We start from the raw sequence: 21,230 nt of genomic DNA on the forward strand, positions 1-21,230 counted from the left end.
CATCACACGCAATGCACCCGCCAAAAAAAATGCCAGCGATGGAGATCGCCGGCCTGTGCTTACCTCTGAAACCACAAAAAGAAAGAGGTTAGTGTATTTGGGTTTTCAATAATCCAATGTTGTCAATAAGGAGATCAAGTAAATTAACGGAACAGTTTGTCAGGGGGATGATCGGTGTAAAGCCTTCAACAGGAATTGGAATGAATGCAGAAAGGAGAGATCAGACAGGAAACCAACACCTTCAGAACAGATACCTTAACGTTTTCCTAAGCCTAAATTAGGTCCTGTTTGATGATAAAACAAGAAATTATCAAAAAAATTCAAATGATTTTTTTGAACCCGCCATTTTTCGTATATCTCAATGACCCGCCGCTTCGAAGGTCTTATCTTTCTTGTAGTTGTACCACCACTCCGGCGCGGTCTTCTTCATGAGGGTATCGATGTTCCGCATGCCAAAAAGGTTCCATACCCCTTTCAGCTTGCCGCCCATCGAGCGCTGCATGGCGCGAAGGCTCATGGCAAAGCCACTGTCGAGGTATTCCATATGGTGCCAGTAACCGGCCGGCATGAAGAGGGTATCACCATGCTCCAGGATGATATCATACCCCTGCGCATCCTTCAGGGCAGGGAACTTCTCGTAATCGATCTTGCTCTTACCGGGTTCGTAATACTTCTCAAAATTCGCCATGCTCAACACTTCCCAGGGCTTGCGGTAGAGCTTGTGCTGTTCTTCAAAAGGGAAGAGCAATACCCGCTTGCGACCCATGAACTGGGTGTGCAGGATATGCGACATGTCGATATCGAAATGCATATGCGTCACCGAACCTTCTCCCCCCACGAACAACATGGGGAAGCGCTTCACGAATCCCTTCATCAGTTGGTCAGGCCAGGTGAAATCCTGCGTCAGCTGCGGCGCATGGGTAAAGAGATTGAAGAGGAAGATCCTTAGCTCAACTGGACCCTGCTTCACCTTGTCGAGGTAGTCGCCGAACAACATATAGTCATCCGCCTTATTGATGGGCGTGTAGGCATCACTCTTCACGTTATTGTATACACCTACCTCTACCTGGCCTACGATCTGCTTGAAGTAATCCCAATCCCATTTCCTGAACGCCGGCCAGTCCTTGGCCATGTTCCGGATCACGAGGGGTTTACCAGGTTCATAGTAGTGCTTACTAAATGCCTCACCAGTAATTTGATCCACTACATCTACGGGTCTCAATTGCATGGTCAAAATTTTGAGCTGTGCAAAACTAGGATGAATTTTTTGTTAACAACGCCAGCCCCTGTTAAAATCAATACGACCCGACAATCGGTGTAAGCTCCTTCCCTTCTACCCCCCTTCTTAACCCGCATCCCTGCTCTACCAGCCTCGCTTCTGCCTTTCAAGCCACCCAATAGCATTAATCTATTTTATAATATATTTTGTTACCTTGGCATACATTATGAAGTATCATAATATTTTATTACCAAAACCAAGCTATATGAAAAAGGGAATGCTTGCTTTCTCGCTGCTGCTGGCCCTTGCCGGCCGGGCACAGGAGATTAAGATCGTGAAGGACCATTACACGGTGAGCGGCGGGTTACTGGGTGCCGCCAACTTCAGCAAATTCAGGATCACCGATAACAGTAACCTCGACTATAACATGAAGGTCGGCTGGGGCGCCGGCGGCTGGGTCAATATCCCCCTCGGCAAGGTGGTGAGCCTGGAACCCCAACTCATGTACAATAGCCTGCGCTACGAAACCGACGCCGCTACTGCCCTGCTCAAGAACTCCAATGTCGGCTACCTTTCCCTTCCCGTCCTGTTCAAGATCCATGCAGGCAAGAAACTCGCCTTCACCCTCGGGCCTCAGTTCGACTTCCTGTTGAATGTGAATGACGACAACAACAACTGGGGCACCAATGATGTGGAAAGCTTCAGCACCAGCCTCTCCGGCGGCATCGAACTCTTCCCCCATGGCAAGTTGACCCCTTATGCCCGCTATATCCATGGCCTCACCAATATGGACGGTACCGGCAATCCCAATAACGTGGGCAAATACTATAACCAGAATATCCAGGCCGGCCTCAAGTTCAGGCTCTTCGGCAAGCATGTGCTGCCCGATTCCGATGGCGATGGCGTGCTGGACAAGGATGACCAATGCCCGGGTGTGGTGGGACTGGCCCGTTACCAGGGATGCCCCATTCCCGATACTGATAAAGATGGCGTGAACGATGAAGAAGACAAGTGCAAGGATGTTCCCGGACTGACCCGCTATGGCGGTTGTCCCATTCCAGATACCGACAAGGATGGCATCAACGACGAGGACGACAAGTGTAAGGATGTTCCCGGCATCGCCAAGTATGGCGGCTGTCCCATCCCCGATACCGATAAGGATGGCATCAATGACGAAGAAGACAAGTGCCCGAACGAACCCGGCACGGCCCAGTACAATGGCTGTCCCATCCCCGACCGCGACAATGATGGCGTGAATGACAATGAAGACCGCTGTCCCGATATCGCCGGCGATCCGAACAATGGTGGCTGTCCTACCTTGGAAGCGTCCAAGTTCAATGCCAGCAATGTGCAGTTCGCCACCGGCAGTGCCACCCTGACCGCAGGGGCGAAGAAAGAGCTGGACAAAGCTGCCCGCATCCTGACCGAGCAATACCCGCAGCTGAAACTGGAGATCGGCGGCCATACCGACAATACAGGCAAGGCCGAGACCAACCGCACCCTCAGCCAGAAGCGTGCAGAAGCCGTGAGAGCCTATCTCGTGAAGAAGGGGGTTACTGAAGACCGCATGAGCGCAGTGGGTTATGGTCCCGACCAACCCATCGACGACAATGCCACCAAGGAAGGCCGCGCGAAGAACAGGCGCGTGGAATTCAAGGTGAGCCAGTAAGACAAGAAGAACCCATGAACCTACAAGGCCCTATGCTGTCGTTGATGGCATAGGGCCTTTCTGTTTAACGCCCCGGTTTTCTTACCTTCGGTCATGCTCGTTCATGTCCATCCCGATAATCCCCAGCCCCGGGCCATCCGCACCGTTGTGGACACCCTGGAGAAAGGCGGGATCATCATCTACCCTACCGACACCATCTATGGTATTGGTTGCGATATCTTCCAGCCCAAGGCCATCGATCGGATCTGCCGCATCAAGGGGGTGGACCCGCAGAAGGCCCAGCTCTCCTTTATCTGTTACGACCTGAGCGATATGAGCCAGTACACCAAGAGCATCTCCACCCCACTGTACCGGATGCTGAAGAGCCACCTGCCGGGGCCTTATACCTTCATCCTGCCGGCGAGCAAGGAGGTACCGAAACTTTTAAAGAGCAAGAAGGACACCATTGGTTTGCGGGTACCGGACAACGAGATCGCCCGGACGATCGTGAAGGAATTGGGGAGGCCTATCCTGAGTGCTTCCCTACCGGGGGATATGGTGGAGGAGTATACCGAACCGGAATTGATGCATGATAATTTCCATAAACTGGTGGACCTGGTGGTGGATGGCGGGATCGGTGGCTGGGTGCCGTCGACCATCGTGGACTGCACGCAAGACCCGCCGGTGGTTACACGTCAAGGTGCTGGTGAGTGGATGGAGGAGTAGGTTCTTTTTTTTTCGCCACTAAGACTCGAAGACACGAAGAGGGCACGAAGGTCCTAGGATCTTCGTGCCCCCTTTGAGTCTTTGTGCCTTCGTGGCCCCAACTAATTAATCGTCCAAATCTCATTCCCCCTCAACAATTTGTCAAGGTCGCCTTTGCCTTTCAGCGCAATCGTCTCTTCGATCTGCATCGCCATTACATCCTCATAGCAGGCCCTGTCCGTTTCGAAGAACACCCCGAAAGGACGCGGCATATGCCCTTCCACCCTCGGGTCGTCGAACATGCGCACGAGGAGCTGCGCCTTGTAGAAATCGCGCTCGTCGTGGATCCAGCAATCATCCGCGCTGGCGCCGGCGTTCAGGTCAACGATCACCGGTTTCAGTCCATCCAGCTTGATGCCCTTGTCCTTATTGGCCCCGAAGAGCAGCGGCTTGCCCTGTTCCAGGAAGAGTGCCTGTTCGGGTTTGGAGGCTTTCTCGGTGAAGATCTCGAAGGCCCCGTCGTTGAAGATGTTACAGTTCTGGTAGATCTCCAGGAAGGACGCGCCCTTATGGGCATGGCTGCGGACCAGCATGTCCTGCAGGTGCTTGGGGTCGCGGTCCATGCTACGGGCGATGAAGGTAGCGTCAGCGCCCATGGCCAGGGCCAGGGGGTTGAAGGGGTGATCGATACTGCCGAAGGGGGTACTTTTGGTCACCTTCTGTTCTTCGGAAGTAGGCGAATACTGGCCCTTGGTCAGCCCATAGATCTGGTTATTGAAGAGCAGGATATTGACGTCGAAGTTGCGGCGCAGCAGGTGGATGGTATGGTTACCCCCGATGCTGAGGCCGTCACCGTCGCCCGTCACGATCCATACACTCAGTTCCGGGCGGGTGGCTTTGAGGCCGCTGGCTATGGCGGTTGCACGGCCGTGGATGGAGTGCATGCCATAGGTATTCATATAGTAGGGGAAGCGGCTGCTGCAGCCGATCCCGGAAATGATGACAATGTTTTCCCTGGGGATGCCCAGTCCCGGCATCACTTTCTGCACCTGGGCCAGGATGGAATAGTCGCCGCAGCCCGGGCACCAGCGCACTTCCTGGTCGGTCGCGAAGTCCTTGGCGGTTAAGGCGGGTATGGGGGCGGTAGTAGTGGTACTCATAATCGACAAATAACAGGCAAAGTTACCAGAATTGGGGCAATGGTGGAGAGGAAATAAAGGGGGGAGTATGAGGGTAATTATGGAGAGGTTTGTGAAATAAGGAAGAGATCGCTATCTAGACAAGAATGTAAGTATTATAGTTTCGAGCTTGACAAATATGAAGATGAATTGAACTAATCTTTTGTTAATGTACCGAGCCAGGAATGATAAAGATGGTTATTGTAGTTGCAAATTAGTTTTTCCATTATTTTATTTGTGCAAGACTAATTTATTGAAAAATAATTCAATAACAGTATAATCGCCGTATTTAGCTATCATCTATTTACGCATTAGCTGTAACACTTAAACTACATGGCAAATAGCTTAGAAAAATTTCTGTCCGCCAATAAGGACATTAAAAAAAAAGAAGAAACTGACCACATCAATCTTGAAAATCTTTGGGGCGACGACACCTTCATTTGTCGTTTTGACAAAGCCACAGATTTCAAAGCCATTGAAAATGTTGAACTGCCAGCGGAATTTTCAGCTTTATACCATAAAGACTTAAACTCAATTGAATTCATTTTCGGTGTAATTCCACCAGAAAATAAATATTTGGACAGGAAGTTTAAGTTTCATTATAACTCTTTAGAATTTGAAGCAGGTTTCGACAGACCTACTGAAGCATTGAAACTAATTGCAATTGGTTTTAGAGTTATGCAGGTCAAATCCGACACTGACTACAGAAACCTCGGAATGTACAGCGACTATTTCAAACAGGAAGCACAGTCGGAGAGCATGAAAAGATTCTTCAAAGACAAAACTCCTACGAATTTTTTTATAAAAGGAGACTTCTCAAAAATTCATAATGATTTTATCGGTCTTGCAAAGCATCTGAATTTTTACATGCGTTATTATGACCGCAGAACACCTACCATATTAATTTTCGATATTGATAAGGAAAAAGAAAAGTTTGCCTTACCATGTCATTCGGAAACAAATGAGTTTCCAAAGGTTCTGAATGTTAGAAAGGTTGAGCCAGTCATTCTTGACCTGCTCCATATAGCAAATGAAACTACTTCTGTCAGACTTAAATATATCTTTTACTATCAAATTTTAGAATACTGTTCCTACTACAATCTTAATGAAGAACTTAAACGTAAACTTAGTAACATCGTAAAGAACCCAGATGTTTTAAATAATTCAAGTCACTACAGCCGACAAATCATTGAAGAGTTTAAAAACTATTTCAAAGCAAATGACGACAAACAAAAGTTAGAGAAGCTTATAATTGATTATTGCGATTATGATGATATAAAGATAGAAATCAAGTGTAATCACAAGTACTTCTCACAAGATCTAGTTTTTGATGGCGGCTTCAAAATATCAGCTTTAGTTAAAAACGAAGAAGAATCAGAAAATCCATCAAAAACTATAATGAAAGATATCGTGGACAAGATTGACAGAATAAGAAATGTACTTGTTCACATAAGAGAAAGCAGAGAAAATAAGGTAATCTTGCCGACAAAGAGAAACAATCATCTGCTGGTGCCTTATTTGTACTTAATACGTCGTATTGCTGAAATCATAGCTATAAAATATGAATAGTGCTACAGCCAACATTGCATTGGCGCATATGGCGGGTCGACCAATAAACAATCGGCAATTAATCGCTATTCAGCATTTGTTTCAGCATGACCAAACGCTATTGAGCAATAAAACAGTCAATGAACATTTATACATTTAATCAGCAGCAGCACCGGGCATACGAAACACAGAATACCGCCACATCGCCAATGCTTTATCGTTATAGGCAACCAATTTTGACACTTCAAACATGACACAGAGACCACAGACAATTCAAATATTCTTACCAGACGGTAACCCTACAAGCATCAAAATTGCTGACTTGACAAACCGGATGATAGTTGCTGTCCTTATTCCACGGAGTAAGTTGACAGAATGTGGAGTGAGACCAGAAGTAAGGAAATACGGAATTTACTTTCTGTTTGGAGTGAATGAGGATAAAGCTAAACCAATTTCCTACATCGGTGAGACCGAAGACTGTTTTGAAAGACTAAAGACGCATAACAAATCAAAGGACTTTTGGAATTATGCTATTGTTGTCACTTCAAAATCAAATACGTTTACAAAATCTCATGTCAAGTTTTTAGAACACATTTGTATCAAGACTGCAAATGAAATTGGTCGCTACGATACAGATAATTTGGCTACACCTGCAAAACCATATATTACCGAGAGCATGGAAGCTGACCTGCTCGACAACTTCGAAACTATAAAAATTCTTCTTTCAACGTTGGGCTTTCCAATATTTGAAGAGATTAGGAAATCCTCTACAAAGAAAAGAGAACTGCTTTATTGTAAAGGAAAAGACGCCACAGCTCAAGGAGAAATGATTGACGACGGCTTTGTTGTTATAAAAGGATCAAAAGCAAACAAAGAAGAAACAAAAACAGCCGGTACTTGGGTAACAGGCATGAGAAAGAAATTAATTGACGACAAAATTCTCGTAGCAGAAAACGGAGTATTAGTTTTTGCAGAAGACTTTGTATTTGGTTCACCAAGTTCAGCGGCAGCAGCCGTCTTAGGACGTAGAGCAAATGGGTGGACAGAGTGGAAAGACAAAGACAATAAAACGATAGACGAAATTTATAGAGTTGAGACAATAACCGAAGTTTCTGAAAGTTGAATTTTGCTGCCTACAAAAAGTGCATTTGCAATAGCATGGCTCATCGTTGGAACAATCGGGTGAAAATCATTTTCAGCTTTGGTATCAGCAGACATTACGCAATTGATTATCAGTTGTTATATTCAACATCGTTTATTCAATTTAGCATTTGCTCCTGGCTGACAGTTCGCTATTGCTATGCCATCGCAAATGCTTCAACGTTATGCGTAATATTAACCTTATAAATTAAATGGCTAGAGAAATAATTTTCGGAGAAATTAAAGGCATTTCTGAGGGACAATGGTTTGAAGGAAGAAAGGAAATGATGCTAACAAGCTTCCACAGAAACTGGGCTGCTGGCATTGATGGAAATGGAAGGGAAGGGGCTGCTGCTATTGTATTATCTGGTGGTTATGAGGATGACTTGGATGAAGGAGATGAAATAATATATACCGGTGCAGGCGGAAATGATCAAAACACAGGAAAACAAATTGAAGACCAAACCTGGGATAATCGAGGAAATGCTGGTCTTTTGAAAAGCATGAACGAAGGATTACCTGTTAGAGTAATACGTGGCTTTAATCATAAGTCAGCCTTTTCACCAAAAAGCGGTTATACCTACGCAGGACTCTATAGTGTAGTTGATGCTTGGGAGGAAAAAGGAAAGAGCGGATACAAGATTTGCCGTTTTCGACTAGAATATTGTGGACAAAACCCCCAAAGAAAAACACCAGAAGAAATCGAACTTGACTACAAAACAAGAGATAAAAAGAGAAAATCGGGTACTGTACTAAGAATAATTAGAGATACGAAAATTGCTCATGAAATTAAGAAGTTATATAACTATGAATGTCAAGTTTGTGGAAATACAATTATTACAAAATCCGGAAGATACGCTGAAGGAGCCCATATAAGACCTTTAGGCAAACCTCATGATGGTGCCGATAATTCTGATAATCTGATTTGTCTTTGCCCAAATCATCACGTAATGTTTGATAAAGGAACTTTTTCCATATTAGATAATCTATCTTTGATTGGCTGTGAATCTGGCTCATTAAAAATTAATCCGAAACATAAGCTGAATAAATCAAACTTAGAATATCATAGGAAGAGTCATGGATATTATTAAAGTTGTTTGTGGTATAATTTTCAATGATAACAAGGTTTTCATTTGCAGAAGAAAGCCTGAGAAAGCATTGGGAGGCTACTGGGAGTTTCCTGGAGGAAAAATAGAAGAAGGCGAAACTAATGAAATATCACTTTGCCGTGAGCTTTTTGAGGAGCTCGGAATGAAGATTGAAGTGAAAGATTATTTTATTACTAGTCATCATGACTATGGCAATTTTACCATTGAACTTATTGCTTATAGGTGCAAATTCATTGGTGCAAGTTTTCAATTAACAGATCATGACAAATTTGAATGGGTGAGTGTTTCAGAAATAACAAAATGGAATCTTGCTCCTGCCGACATTCCAATAGCAAAGGAGTTAAATATTAGAGGTTTGAAAGAATATCATTAATCAAATGAAATTCTCACTTTTTTGTTTTATATGGTATTCTCCAGGATCATTGAATTAACAAATCCACTATTAATTATTATTATTTAAACAAGTCCAAAATGCAATGATCATGTACTGAATACTGAGCGTCGTTCTAATCAAAATACCCACACATTAGCACACCCTTAACAGCCCACCCTCAACTAACACCGGCCCTTCCTGTTAATAGGGCATGAAAAAACTCATCCTACTATTTAGCGTTATCCTTGCCTGCGCCAATTCTCCCTTCTGGCGCAGGACGAGACACAGCGGATAACATCGGTTTTGCAATATGGTGTCTGATGAATAATTGCTGAGTGATTGTAATACTATTGAACTTTAGTAATAAATTTAAACCGACGGGGCACGGAATGCCACCACATCGCAAAACCGTCTAACTTTACTAATAATAGCTATAGATTCCAAGAGTCTTAACCCCCTATAAACTGGATAGACTTTTCAAAATGGTTTGCTACTGATTAGTTGATGTCCTGTTCATCCGTAAGGCAAAGATTGGCCGGTTCAGAAGAATGGATAAAGGCAATTTCCTGCAATGCATCTACTACATCCTGCTCATTCATTTTACTGGTATAACAAAACTGGGAGAGTGGAAAGGAAACGATCTTACAGGCCCTGTTCACAGAAATATTTTGCTCATGCATAATCTATTCTGTCAGTTGCCTTTTTGTGGCAGGGCCCAACCTTTTTTGTGAAAAGGTCTTTGAGTATCTGGTTGTCCAGGGCGAGGTCAGCATACATCTTTTTCAACCTTGCATTCTCTTCTTCCAGATCCTTCATGCGTTCAACGTCACTGACCTCCATGCCACCATACTTGCTTTTCCAATTGTAAAATGTGGCTTCTGATATACCGTGTTCCCGGCAAATCTCACGGGTTGGAAAACCGCTTTCCTGTTTCTTAAGGATTGCAACAATCTAACTTCCTGTAAATCTTGTCCTTAAAATTTGAACAGTTTAAAATTGATAGAATTCTCCATTTTTAAACTGTCTGTACTAAATAGGTACTCACAAAATGTCAAGTACATTTTGAATATAAATATGGATACACTTTACAATATAAAATTATTTTACCAACTTAAAGTAAGATTAGCTAAATATTTAGTTTCACTACTACCCTGTAATTGTTTATGAGTAGGTTCAAAAAATGATATTTTGACAGGTCCGAACTGACGGTTCTCATTGAAGAAGTAAAAGTATAAGTCATCTCTAATTGAATAGGCTTCTCGATACTGCTTAAACTTTTCAAAAAGCTCCTTTGGACTGATTTTAATATTACCGATGAAACTAATGGCTTCAATCTTATTCTCCCGGCAGTCGAAAACTATCGTGTTAATACTATCAGAAACATCTCGGACAATTATTTTATTGTACGTATCGCTAATTGTCTGATCTTCAATTATACCTTGAAAAGAATTTAATACGGAATTGCATTCATAACCACATTTTTGAACTTTTGCAATTATAAACTCAATGCTCGTCATATTTATTTCCGTCAGCCTCATAAAAAAATTCTTACTTTTTAATCTCATACTTTACATTAGTTTGGAACAATTGCGTTTCTCCACCTTTCAAAATCTCACCAGGCTTATTCCAATTTTCTATATCACCAGCTGTTGACCTCAAAAACTTGGTATCTTCTGTAAGCACTACAGTAGTTTTAACCCTGCTTGTTAAAGGTATTCCTAATTTATTGGGATCGGCTCCGGGCAATGCAAAGTAATCACCCATTATAGGTTTTCCTGTATCATCAATATAGGTCCATTGTTCAAGGACGGTACCCTTTTTATATGTCTCCTCATAAACTTTCTGAGATAAATCAATGCCCTTGGTATGAGAAAGAGTCCTTTCTTCATTATAACCAGCCGACTTGTAATAATTCCTTGCAAAGTTGAAGCGATTTCTTGCTAACTTACTAATGACAGAAGTACCTACATTAAAGGTGACACCTAATATTTTTCCAGCGCCATATGTAAATATTGCATCTGCAATTGCTTCTCTTGATCGCTGGTTTTGTGCAGTTCTTCCCTCTGGAGTTGTCGCTCTATTGTGTTCAGCAGCACCAAAAACTTGTGAAGCAAACAGCGTTCTTGTTACCCACCCTTTTGTAATAAACACATCCACAGCAACTGCAAGACCTACTACCAAGCCTCGCGCAACTTCAGGATGCTCTTGGTTTATTTTCCTAGCCATTTCAGGAGAAACAATCATCCCATGTCCATGCCCTGAATTTCCTAGTGGCATTCCTGTTGCAATTAAACCCTCTAAGCCATCTAAATCAATTGCCCATATTGGGCTATTGCTTGCAAACTGATAAGGCGTTAGTTCAGGGTATTTTGCAGTAATTGGATCCACGGATAAAAACCTGCTTATTCTTGGATCATAAATCCTCATCCCATAATCCTGCTGATTCCCCTCACCCTTCACCTCATTGTCATTCTCCTTCCCATTAAACCCATACCTATACACCTTCGCACCGCCCAGCAGGAACTTGTTGTCATTGGTCTGCCAGCCGAAGGAATAGTAATCCTGTGCGCTCAGCACTTCAGCGGTGTAGTAATCAACCGTACCGTCGCCACCGGGGTCCACGCCGATGCGTTTATCCGATACCGTGGCCAGCACATTGCCCAGGTGGTTGCTTAATTCAAAGAGCTTCCTGCCGGTGATACCCCATACCGTATTGCTGCCGGCGGTAGCAATATTAAGCTTTGGCGTGTACATCCCCAAGCGGGAGGAGCCGTACAGGTGCTGCTCCTGCCAGTACAGGCCCGACTGGCCCTCTTCCTTGTCTGTATACACCGCCATGGTATTGCCCTGCGCATCCCGCACATACCAGGTGGTCACCCCACCCGCTGTCTTGGCTATCCTGTTGCCTGTAGGATCATACTGGTAGGTGATCTCGCTGTTGTCCGTCTTGCGGATGGAAGCGATCTTACCATAGACCGTCCAGCTGATGCTGCTGAGGTTTTCCTGCTGGTCGCGGATCAGGTTACCGATCCGGTCGTACTGGTAGTTGTCTAATTGGGTCTGGTTGGCCATGTCGCCGATGGCCGTACCGAAGCTGCCCTTGCTGTCGGTCACACTGGCCATGCGGTTGGTCAGCTCCCATACGTCCGGGGGCAATGGTGAGGTGGTCTTGTAATAGCCCTTCTGGCCACTGGTACGGAGGTATTCAAAGTTGCCGTCCAGCTCATCGATCTGCACACCGTCCTTCTTCCAGCGGTAGCTGGTCTGGAGGTTACCATTGGCGTCATACACAAAGCGTTCGGCGTAGCCATTGCCCAGGCCGGGCAGCCAGTTCGCCGTAACATTGGTTTGGTGGCGGCGCTGCACCAGCCGGTTCAGCTGGTCGTAGCGGTAGGTATAGCCCCGCACCCCGCTACCGTTGTCCAGCTGCTGCACCGCCAGGGTCATGTAGCGGATATTGCCGTTGAACAGGCTGTGACCCGTATGTGCCGGGTTGTTGATATCTGTAGTCAGCGTCGTGGCGAAGGCATTGGCGCCGCTGCCTACCCCCTTGAAATCACCCTGGTAGTAACCCAGGCTGAAGGCCATCACATCCCGCGGAGCCGCATTGTTGTCCTTACCGTCCTGGTTCATATCCCCCAGGGCCGAAAGCTGGTAGCCGTTGATGCCTTTCAGCCAGCCCTGTAGTGTGTAGCTGTAATCCACCCCCTGCACGATGGGGTCACTCAGCTCCATGCGCGCCAGCGGGCCATGCGGGTAATAGAAATAGCGGGCATCGGTCTTGCCATTGATCAGCGTGCTGCCACCCTGTGGTTGCAGCAGGGCGTTGATGCCTGTCCTGACTTCCGTTAAGCGGTTCTCCACATCATAGGCGTACTGGTGGAAGAACTGGTCCACGCTGCCCGCCTGATAGGCCACGAAGTTCACCTTGCCGCTGGCCAGGTCGTATTCATAGTCGATGCGTTTTAGGCCCAGGCCCGGCACCTGCTGCCAGAGGTTCCTGACGTTGCCCATCAGGTCATAGCTGTAGTAGCTGGCGCTCTGTACTGGTCCGCCAGCTGTGGCACGGTAGGCGGAAACGGCTACCCGCTTGCGCAGGTGCTTCAGTACCGGGACAGCGGAAAGCCCATTGACAGCCGCCGGCTGTACGTCGTAATAGGTCTGGGTGATCTGTTGGTTGCTACCGGCCGCCAGGAAGCTATTGATGGCCGACTGGTCCAGGTAGCCGGCAGCGGGGAGGGTGGCACCCAGCTTTTCCCCTACCTCCGTGATCCTGCCGAGGGCATCGTATCTCGTATAACTATAGCGGTTGGACTGCGCACCACTGGCAGCCGGGTTCAGTTGCTCTTCATTCTGTGAAGCCACCAGCCTTCCCAGCCAGTCGTACCAGAACTTTGACCTGCCGCCATCCGGTGATTTTTGTTCCACCACCTGGCCCGTACTGTTGTAGACATAATTCGTGGTCATCAAATGCGTCGGGTACACCGGCTGGTAACGGCTTTCAACAGTACTGAAGTCATCATTCGTAGTATAGGATCCTTCCGCTGGCGTATTGAACCTGGCCCAATAATACAGGCCACCAGCATTGGCCGGGTCGATACCCATGCTGCCATTCGCGTAATTACCGGATATCTCACCTGCAGAGAGCAAGCGGGTATATAAACGCATGTGTTTTAAGGCCCCCAGCTCTTCCGGTAGCACGATCGGGTTGGCTGCCGTCAACTCAAAGCCGCAACCGGCATCGGGAGCGCCGGCAATGGCAGACCTCAAAGATCCATTGACATACACTTGCAGGTTACCGGACAACAAGGTGTTACCCTGCAGCACAATATGCAGCCAGTTGGTAAGGGTTAGGCCGCTAAGGTCAACCGTCAGGTGGTTGGAAGCCTGCAGCTCCAGGGCGCCAGCCTGGGGTAAGGTATACTTATAGATATCAATATTCAGACGATTGCCATTGACGCAGGTGTTGTAGAGGAATCCATTATCCGGTGTACCGGTAATGATCCTGCCCTGGTTGGGTTGATTATTGTATAACCATAGCTCCACGGCATGGTTACCCGTACCGCCAAGCACCTGGCTGAGGCTAAGCAATGAGGCATTCTTATCTGTGTTGGCGAGCGGGCCTGTATAGGCTGCCAGGGAAGCCTGGTAATCCCTGTATAGACTTACCTTGTCCAGTTCCTCTGCGTTCTCCAAGGGCTTAACCCCTTGTGGCGGAACCGTTCTTACCAGGTTACCGGCCTGGTCATAGTAATACAGGGTATAGTGGTAGTAATGCTGGTTGCCCGTAGCCGACAGCCTGCTCTTGGCAAGGGAACAGGTGTTGATATAGTTCACCTGGAACTCACGGCGCACCTCACTGATGTACTCCATATATTGGTTGCGGCCGTTCATTACGGCAGTGGTGACCATATCCATCAGGCAACCATAAGGATCGGGTCCTTCTACGGAAGTGTAGGGCGGCTCATTACAAAGAATGGCATTGGGATTACCCGCCAATTGGTCGGCAAATTCCTTATAGCGGTAATAGGGCAATGCCAGGCCAAATCTATGGTTAAGGAAATTGGACAGGATGGTCTCGTAATTGGGATGACTGCTTGCCAAAGTATTGGGGGCCATAGCACCATTCAATGCAGCCAGGGCAGCGTCATATTCTGCTTTGTTGATACAGCCCTTGGCTCCCGGTTCCATGAACACTGGAATGACCAGGTCTTTTTCCAGCAGGAAGCGGCAATTGTTACAGGATTTCCTAAGGGCTTCCAACTCAGCAAAACTGAGCTTCATGGCTGTTCCATAGGTGTCCACCAGGTACTGATAGAGGGTCTTGCCCGGTGCACTGGCCAATCGCTGGTTCTCCAGGGTGGTCAGGCGTGCACAGATGGCTTCATTGGTATTGCTGATCAATTTCTCCACATTTTGCTGAGGCTGGTTAAATGGAACCGGCGCATCGATCAGCCAGGGATTGCAGGTCATGGACAGGGAAGAAATACCCAATACCTGCCTGATCACCTGTTCAAATGAATTGAAGCCAGCGGCTGTGGTGGTGCCATCAGGTGTAGTGCTAGAGCCAAATAACCTGGATTTGTCACCCCCCTTGATGCAGACCTCGATCAGTCTTTGCCGCAACAGGTCTTTGGTGGCCTGCGGATAACCGGAAAGGCAATCCGCCAATTGGGCCATCCAGGTATCCGCCTGACCCTCACAGTTGGTCTTGATCAACTCCACCACCTTTGCTTCGTTGGCCAGTTGCTCCTGTTGCAAGTCGGATTCGGTAAAGCCAGTACCACCTCCTTCAGCATAGGGCAATACCCTTGCCTTTTTGTAGCGTAAGGCAGGTGGGCAGTTACCGGCAGGAGTAAGGCATACAGGTTCCAGGCTTGCTATACTATATTGGTAAGTAGCCTCCGGACAATACTGGTAGGGATTGTATGGGGTATATTCTAAGGTCGCAACAAAAGCCTGATTGGAACCGGCAGGTATTGTCACCTCAAGGGTGCTAACCATTGGCCCTTGTTCATAGTATTGGATCAGATCGACCCATAGTTTAACATCAACAGTTACCGCACCGGCCGGTCTTGATACATAAAGATCAAACAGCTCTGTATTACAGGTCGGGTTGGATACATACCTGTTTTCTTCATTAAGGAAAAAGTCAGTAGAAGGATAACAACTTGAGGCGACAGAATAGCTAGCCCCAGTTACGGTTCTATTAATTTTATTGGAAGGATCAACTTTCTTAACATTAGGTCCCAGGCGGGGCTCCCTACGGCCAACAGATTTTGGAATAGAAGAAGGAAACTGGCTCCAGTCTGCTTTAGCTATCCATACTTTGTGATAGTTACGGAATACCCCACTATCCAGTTGAATATAGAAGAAGTCCTTATACTCCCACTTCGTGAAATACTTCCTGGCAGCAGGTGATTTTCTTTGTGATTCAGTTTTGGCTAAATCTGTTTTGACAAGGTATACATTCGTATTGCCAAACTCTGTGACCAGTTGTTCATCAGCTTGCTTCTGACTATATAGAGAAACGGTTACCTGACAAGGATCAATAATCAAAGCATTGATATCCTTGCTTTTCTTAACAGTACGATAAGTTGAAGTTTGGAGGTATTCACAACCACCGCCACCGCCACCGCCGCCACCACAATTGTTATAGTATTGGTAGCATTCCCAAACCCAAGTATCGTTATAAGTGAAAATCTGTCCATCTATCCTGAACTTCACACATTCATAATAAACCCAGTTACCTGTGGCATTGGGATAATAACAATATGGAGTAAACCCGGGATAACTGGTTCCCATGCCATCATACACTTCAAAGGATTGGTTAAATCCTGAACATCCAGTCTCCTGGTAACTATATATAAAGGTTGTAAAGTTTACACGGTCATTTACATCGAAAATCGGGGCGTACTGACAAGGATCTTGATTAACATTCTGACAATAAAATACGGTGGCATTATATATTGTAGTCGTCTGGGAGCCATTCAAATTGATAAACAGGCAGGACACCCAGGACCTGGTAGCATTGGTACAATAAGTAGTAGTAAGGATTTGGTTAGAAGTAGTATTCGGGTATACATAATAAGTGCCATTAGCATCTGTATAAACATTTGTTGAGGGGTTACCACTTACATAAAGGGTATTGGTAGTCCCGCTGCATAAATCAAGGGTACACCTGATCACCCAAACATTATCATATTGAATGGGTATCGCCACACCTGGCAAATACACTTTGTAACAGGTATAAAACTGTTTGGCCGTAACGGTTCCATTTGTACAATACTGATTATCCTGTGGCACCACCGAAGCCTGTCCCGGAACAATATAGTAGGTATGTCGCTGGTTGGTAGCGGTATTCGTTTCTTCAAAAACATTGGTGGCAATCTGCCTGCCACCCGACAGTAAACGTAACTCACCGGCAACACCGGGACAAGAAAGTGATGGTGGCGTTCCAGCTGTGCCACATACAACGGCACTTACTTTCAAACCCTGAACCGGAATAGATACAGGCAGGCAAAACTGTTTTTGGGCCTCGCCAGGCGCAAATGTGAAACTTTGAGGAAGGTTCAGATTACTGATCTCCGCTGCCGAAAGCGGATAATAAACTGAAATAGTTACAGACCTCAAAGAGTATTTCCCATTCCTATAGGTTAGCAGTACAGCTTGCTGTCCAGGGCAAAGAGCAGATTGCTCACTGAGGATCTGCTTCTCAAAAATAAAGTCATTAGCAGGCGGACAAGCACCAGGCAAACCATATAGCACTGGGTCACCTACCTCACATACATTGGCGCAAGTAGTATTCTTCCGCACCAGGTCATAATACTTTTCTTTTTGAGACAGGTACATATCCTTATACAACTGCCACTCCTTATCCAGAACCCTGCAGCTCTCTACAGGGGCACAGGTATTCCAGGCATTCATTGGATCACCTGACTGTGTGTTGCCGGCAGGATCAGAACAATACAAAGTGAAATCTATGTAAGCGGTAATGCTTTTGTTTACCGCGGTGGTCCCTGGTATCTTAAGTACTTTTTGACTATACTGTTCAAGATCCTCCTGAAACTGGGATCTGTAGCCGGCACCTGGCGCACCCAATGCAAAGAAAGGATCTGCCTGAAGCAACCAATCAGGATCATTGCGCTGGTAGGAAAGTCCTGAAGCATTTGGCAAAGTATTGATATCCTGGGCCTTTTCAATTGCTTCCACTTTGGCATCCCATGTATAATAGGACTGATGGTTGTTGCAGAATTCAAGTTTGCAATATTCAGGATGGTACTTAAGGAACTTCTCCGCCCATTCATCTTTCCAGTATTGAACCAACTGCTGTAGGGTAAAGCTGTTGTCGTAAGGATATATAACTGTACCATCCTCCAGGTCGATCCTGGATTGCAGATAAGCTTCACTTGTAGGAGACTGGGTAGTTGGAAACTCTGTCCTCCAGTTTAACCAAATAACATTAAGCTCCTGCTCCAGTGGAGAGCCAGAACTCTGATCGAACAAAGCATACTGCCCACCCGGTGAAACATCCTCCAGCATCATGCGCTTCAGGTTGTCACAGGGTGATTCAATACAGGTCACCGCTAGCGCCTGGCAATTGGCCAGTAGCTGATCGTACAAGCCATTGGCATATGCAGTAAAAGTTGATTCATCATTTCCATTGAATACAATACCATCAGCCATTAATTTCTGACGGATCCTGGCAACAAAATTTTCCTTTGTTCCTAGGTCCTTTGCACAAGTCTTACATTCTGAAAAGCATGGTAAAACCTCATTCAATGGAAGATTCTCCAGCACAAAATCGAACTCGGTTTTCAGATCGTTGTTATTCTTCCGCTGATTGATATAGGTATCAGTATACCGTTCAATGGTATTAAGATCAAGTGCCAGGTCGAAACTAATATAATAGGTACCAGGCGCAGTGATATTGTAGGCAAATGAGCCGGTCCTGTTATTGGTCAGACTACAGTTAGCCTCTGTAGCGCCTATGGGAAGATCCTTGACCTGTTCCGTTACAACATTTCCACATTCGTCCTTGATGGAAATGGTCAACAAATAATAACAATTACTACAAATCTGGGTGTTTACACTGGTGTATTTGTAGATCAATTGTTCAATATCGTAGCTAAAGCTTACAGAACCCGGAGTAGCGGTCATGTAAGTGGTAGCAGCTGAAAGCTTCATAGCTACAGGATCATACCTGAACCTTGAGGGCGTAAGCAAATGCATGGTTTGTGTCCTTGGACTGCCTTTGCTGCTCAGGGCTTCCAGGTTTGCCGGTGCTTCACCAGCCAGGGCAGTGGCAATAGTTTTACCTGATGCATTGATATAACTTACACTATATTGACCATTGGCATCCCTGACCATATTCTTCTGATAGTGTTCCGCATACCCAACATCATTTCCAAAAAGCCTGTCCAACTCCCATTGTTCGGGTTTTCCATAGTAATAATTAGTGGCCCTATTCAAACCCTCCGTAGTAGTACCGGGCTGGAATACCGGACCTACGCCCCCCTGGACAGCTACCCTACCGGAATTATCGCGGGTGTACTGGGTTACGCTAAATGGAAATCCCTCTGCATCCGGAATATATTTGTTAAACAGTGACTGGCCGGCAGCACTAAAATCATTACCAGGTGAATAATACTTTCCGGCACCGGACGTATTGCTGAGTGCAAATGGCACAGGGGAACAAACCTGTGGATTACCACTAGGATTTAAATGAGTATAATTATACGGAACATTCCCACCTCCTGTAGCAGCCTGGTTAAACGAAGGGAAAAATCGCAAGGTGGTCTGATCCTTTACGGGTGCAGGTAGAATATTGATTGCAGGGCGACCAAATTCATCATACACTGTTTCCTGTACAAGGGCAGTAGCATTGCTATTGTTCAAGGTAACCACCTGACGACTGCGCAGACTCCCATCAAAATAAGAAACTACTTCCTTCTTTTTTCCATCTTCCACAAAGGTGCCGGTGTACTGCCAGTTAAGATTGGATTCATGCCATAAACCTGAAATATCCCAAATCGTAAATACATTGCTATTATCCCTATAGTCCCATTCGCCTTCCTGACGGACGGTCAATTCGCCATCCTGCTGGTAGGCTACTTGCCTGATCCTGACAAATATGAGGTCAGCATTAAAAACCAGGGATACTTTATAGGTATTCTCATTGGTGGTGATGCGTGTGGCATTGTTGCGGAATAGCGACTCCATGGTCTCAGGCGTAGGATTGGTAATAGAACCATTCTTAAGACCATTTACCATCCCACCTTCCGGTGTATCAGTATCGAATACAGCATATTCCACATCGTACTCCTCTGCACCCGGGATCTGGTCCCAAGCCAGGTTAAGCTGAGCATTAACGATAGCAGAAGTGCCGCTGCTTAAAGTACTTGCAAAAAGATCTGTGTTGTTCTTGTTTTGAAGGGAATTATCCTGCTTCATCCATCCCTTGGCCTTGATCTTTTCGGCAGGCTTAAATTCATACTGTCGGTCAACGATCACCTGACTTTCCAATTCAAAAACGGAAGGGACCTTGTCGCCTAACTCAGGAGAGCTGATACTATCTATAGTGATCTTTACATAATAGCCATTTTTGAACTGATAGGTATCCATAGCCTTATAAACAGCTCCGGAGTCCGGCTTATAATCAACAGTCAACCAAACATTGTTAACCGAAATGGGGCTATACTGATCAGGCTGTGAATAATACTCTACCTTCAAACCCACTTTATAGGTAAAGGTCTTGGTCAGGGCATAGCTACTATCCTGGTGTATCTTTAAGTTAATAACATTATATACAGACTTGTTCCTGATGGTTGACCAATTGAACAAGGGATTGCGAAACTTTTCATCTTTCACAATCAATGTGTCACCTTTTTTTAGCTGACCTTTCAGGTGATTGCTATAGGGTTCCACTCCGGCCCAAGCGCCAGATATATTGATCAGGAAAGCAATAAACACCATTAACAAACCAGGATAGCGGAATTTCATTGCCGTGAATATTATGATGTAAAATCTTATTATTGATTGCCTAGTTGAATAATATCAAATTCTTTGTAGACACCCTTTCCCTTCCATTCGCCATTCTGTTGAACAACGAAATCCTCCATACGCCAATTACAGTTGGCATTCGCGGACCAGCTGGTAAAATTCAACTCTATGGTCTTATCGAATGCGGGGTCATTATCCTGTGAAATATCCGGATAAACCACCTTCATCTTTTTCAGCAATTGGGAAGCCGGATCAAACTCAATAAGAAACTCTTTACAGGAAAGGTGATCAGGATTGAACAACTTATAATGGATAAATCCTTTATCATCCACCTCCTTACTGAAGGAAAACCCTTCTTCCCTGACAATCTGACTCATTAGTTCCAGCTGGTCATTTCCCATAATCTTAACCTCCCTGCTATGACCTACAAGCATCTTAGCAGCTTCCTGGTCGATATAGAGATAACCATCCTTATTGTTTATCATTTGTACGTTACCCATCTTCAACCAAAAAGAGCTGACAGAGCCGCAAAAATTATAAGGAGTTATGGAACTTGAGCTGTCAGCCTTGTCCTCTACCAAGATCTGGGCAGAAAAACTCACTATACTATCGGTAAGCCGAAATCTAGATATTATCCTGGTCATTTCAGCTATACCTTCCTGGACTTCACGATCACTCATACCCCTTTCCGTAGTTTTGGAAGCGAAAGTTGAACCCCACCATGTCATCACCTTATTGCGATAAGAGAAGCCAATAGTGGCCAATAATAAGCAACATGATCCTAGCAATAGTTTTCTCATAAAATTTG

The 21,230-nt window shown here is 45.6% G+C and carries 11 protein-coding genes and 1 pseudogene; 6 read left to right on the plus strand and 6 right to left on the minus strand.

The window, feature by feature from the left end; translation table 11 throughout:
- Nucleotides 1–358 precede the first annotated feature (358 nt).
- Nucleotides 359–1,228: a cupin-like domain-containing protein gene (locus KJS94_RS12285; protein ID WP_214448960.1), complete on the minus strand. Its 870-nt coding sequence runs from the start codon at nucleotides 1,226–1,228 to the stop codon at nucleotides 359–361.
- A gap of 256 nt (nucleotides 1,229–1,484) precedes the next feature.
- On the opposite strand from KJS94_RS12285, the gene KJS94_RS12290 reads away from it, so the two are divergent.
- Both KJS94_RS12290 and KJS94_RS12295 read left to right on the plus strand, forming a co-directional pair.
- The gene (locus KJS94_RS12290; RefSeq protein ID WP_214448961.1) at nucleotides 1,485–2,888 is read left to right on the plus strand and encodes an OmpA family protein; all 1,404 of its coding nucleotides are present in this window, start codon (nucleotides 1,485–1,487) and stop codon (nucleotides 2,886–2,888) included.
- Nucleotides 2,889–2,981: 93 nt separating this feature from the next.
- Entirely contained in the window at nucleotides 2,982–3,593 is a 612-nt protein-coding gene (locus tag KJS94_RS12295) for an L-threonylcarbamoyladenylate synthase (protein WP_214448962.1), read from the plus strand.
- Between the two features lie 101 nt (nucleotides 3,594–3,694).
- Here KJS94_RS12295 and KJS94_RS12300 read toward each other — a convergent pair whose 3' ends face one another.
- Nucleotides 3,695–4,732, minus strand: a complete 1,038-nt coding sequence (locus KJS94_RS12300; protein WP_214448963.1) for a 2-oxoacid:ferredoxin oxidoreductase subunit beta — start codon at nucleotides 4,730–4,732, stop codon at nucleotides 3,695–3,697.
- Between the two features lie 351 nt (nucleotides 4,733–5,083).
- Between KJS94_RS12300 and KJS94_RS12305 the strand changes: the two genes are divergently transcribed.
- The 4 genes from KJS94_RS12305 (at nucleotide 5,084) to KJS94_RS12320 (ending at nucleotide 8,920) form a co-directional block, all read left to right on the plus strand.
- Nucleotides 5,084–6,319, plus strand: a complete 1,236-nt coding sequence (locus tag KJS94_RS12305) for a hypothetical protein (protein WP_214448964.1) — start codon at nucleotides 5,084–5,086, stop codon at nucleotides 6,317–6,319.
- Between the two features lie 229 nt (nucleotides 6,320–6,548).
- Entirely contained in the window at nucleotides 6,549–7,421 is an 873-nt protein-coding gene (locus tag KJS94_RS12310; RefSeq protein ID WP_214448965.1) for a GIY-YIG nuclease family protein, read from the plus strand.
- A 229-nt stretch (nucleotides 7,422–7,650) separates the two neighbouring features.
- Nucleotides 7,651–8,529, plus strand: coding sequence for a YDG/SRA domain-containing protein (locus KJS94_RS12315; protein ID WP_214448966.1), 879 nt, complete (start codon nucleotides 7,651–7,653; stop codon nucleotides 8,527–8,529).
- Complete coding sequence (locus tag KJS94_RS12320) at nucleotides 8,516–8,920, plus strand: (deoxy)nucleoside triphosphate pyrophosphohydrolase (protein ID WP_214448967.1); 405 nt, start codon at nucleotides 8,516–8,518, stop codon at nucleotides 8,918–8,920. The genes KJS94_RS12315 and KJS94_RS12320 overlap by 14 nt, the downstream gene beginning before the upstream one ends.
- 548 nt (nucleotides 8,921–9,468) lie before the next feature.
- Here KJS94_RS12320 and KJS94_RS12325 read toward each other — a convergent pair.
- From KJS94_RS12325 to KJS94_RS12340, 4 genes and pseudogenes are all read right to left on the minus strand, one after another.
- Nucleotides 9,469–9,871: pseudogene (locus KJS94_RS12325) on the minus strand (transposase); the annotation flags it as partial.
- Nucleotides 9,872–10,023: 152 nt separating this feature from the next.
- The gene (locus KJS94_RS12330) at nucleotides 10,024–10,485 is read right to left on the minus strand and encodes a hypothetical protein (protein WP_214448969.1); all 462 of its coding nucleotides are present in this window, start codon (nucleotides 10,483–10,485) and stop codon (nucleotides 10,024–10,026) included.
- Nucleotides 10,469–20,422 carry an RHS repeat-associated core domain-containing protein gene (locus tag KJS94_RS12335; RefSeq protein ID WP_214448970.1) on the minus strand — a complete coding sequence of 3,318 codons (9,954 nt, stop codon included), beginning with the start codon at nucleotides 20,420–20,422 and terminating at the stop codon, nucleotides 10,469–10,471. The genes KJS94_RS12330 and KJS94_RS12335 overlap by 17 nt, the downstream gene beginning before the upstream one ends.
- Nucleotides 20,423–20,451: 29 nt before the next feature.
- Nucleotides 20,452–21,222, minus strand: a complete 771-nt coding sequence (locus KJS94_RS12340) for a hypothetical protein (RefSeq protein WP_214448971.1) — start codon at nucleotides 21,220–21,222, stop codon at nucleotides 20,452–20,454.
- Between the last annotated feature and the right edge of the window lie 8 nt (nucleotides 21,223–21,230).

Source organism: Flavihumibacter rivuli (assembly GCF_018595685.2).
Taxonomy (GTDB): Bacteria; Bacteroidota; Bacteroidia; order Chitinophagales; family Chitinophagaceae; genus Flavihumibacter; species Flavihumibacter rivuli.

Bases quoted from the DNA above. Each gene is read 5' to 3' on its own strand.
- KJS94_RS12300 (WP_214448963.1), bottom strand. From the start codon at position 4,732: ATGAGTACCACTACTACCGCCCCCATACCCGCCTTAACCGCCAAGGAC.
- KJS94_RS12295 (WP_214448962.1), top strand. From the start codon at position 2,982: ATGCTCGTTCATGTCCATCCCGATAATCCCCAGCCCCGGGCCATCCGC.
- KJS94_RS12315 (WP_214448966.1), top strand. From the start codon at position 7,651: ATGGCTAGAGAAATAATTTTCGGAGAAATTAAAGGCATTTCTGAGGGA.
- KJS94_RS12290 (WP_214448961.1), top strand. From the start codon at position 1,485: ATGAAAAAGGGAATGCTTGCTTTCTCGCTGCTGCTGGCCCTTGCCGGC.
- KJS94_RS12330 (WP_214448969.1), bottom strand. From the start codon at position 10,485: ATGAGATTAAAAAGTAAGAATTTTTTTATGAGGCTGACGGAAATAAAT.
- KJS94_RS12305 (WP_214448964.1), top strand. From the start codon at position 5,084: ATGGCAAATAGCTTAGAAAAATTTCTGTCCGCCAATAAGGACATTAAA.
- KJS94_RS12340 (WP_214448971.1), bottom strand. From the start codon at position 21,222: ATGAGAAAACTATTGCTAGGATCATGTTGCTTATTATTGGCCACTATT.
- KJS94_RS12320 (WP_214448967.1), top strand. From the start codon at position 8,516: ATGGATATTATTAAAGTTGTTTGTGGTATAATTTTCAATGATAACAAG.
- KJS94_RS12310 (WP_214448965.1), top strand. From the start codon at position 6,549: ATGACACAGAGACCACAGACAATTCAAATATTCTTACCAGACGGTAAC.
- KJS94_RS12335 (WP_214448970.1), bottom strand. From the start codon at position 20,422: ATGAAATTCCGCTATCCTGGTTTGTTAATGGTGTTTATTGCTTTCCTG.
- KJS94_RS12285 (WP_214448960.1), bottom strand. From the start codon at position 1,228: ATGCAATTGAGACCCGTAGATGTAGTGGATCAAATTACTGGTGAGGCA.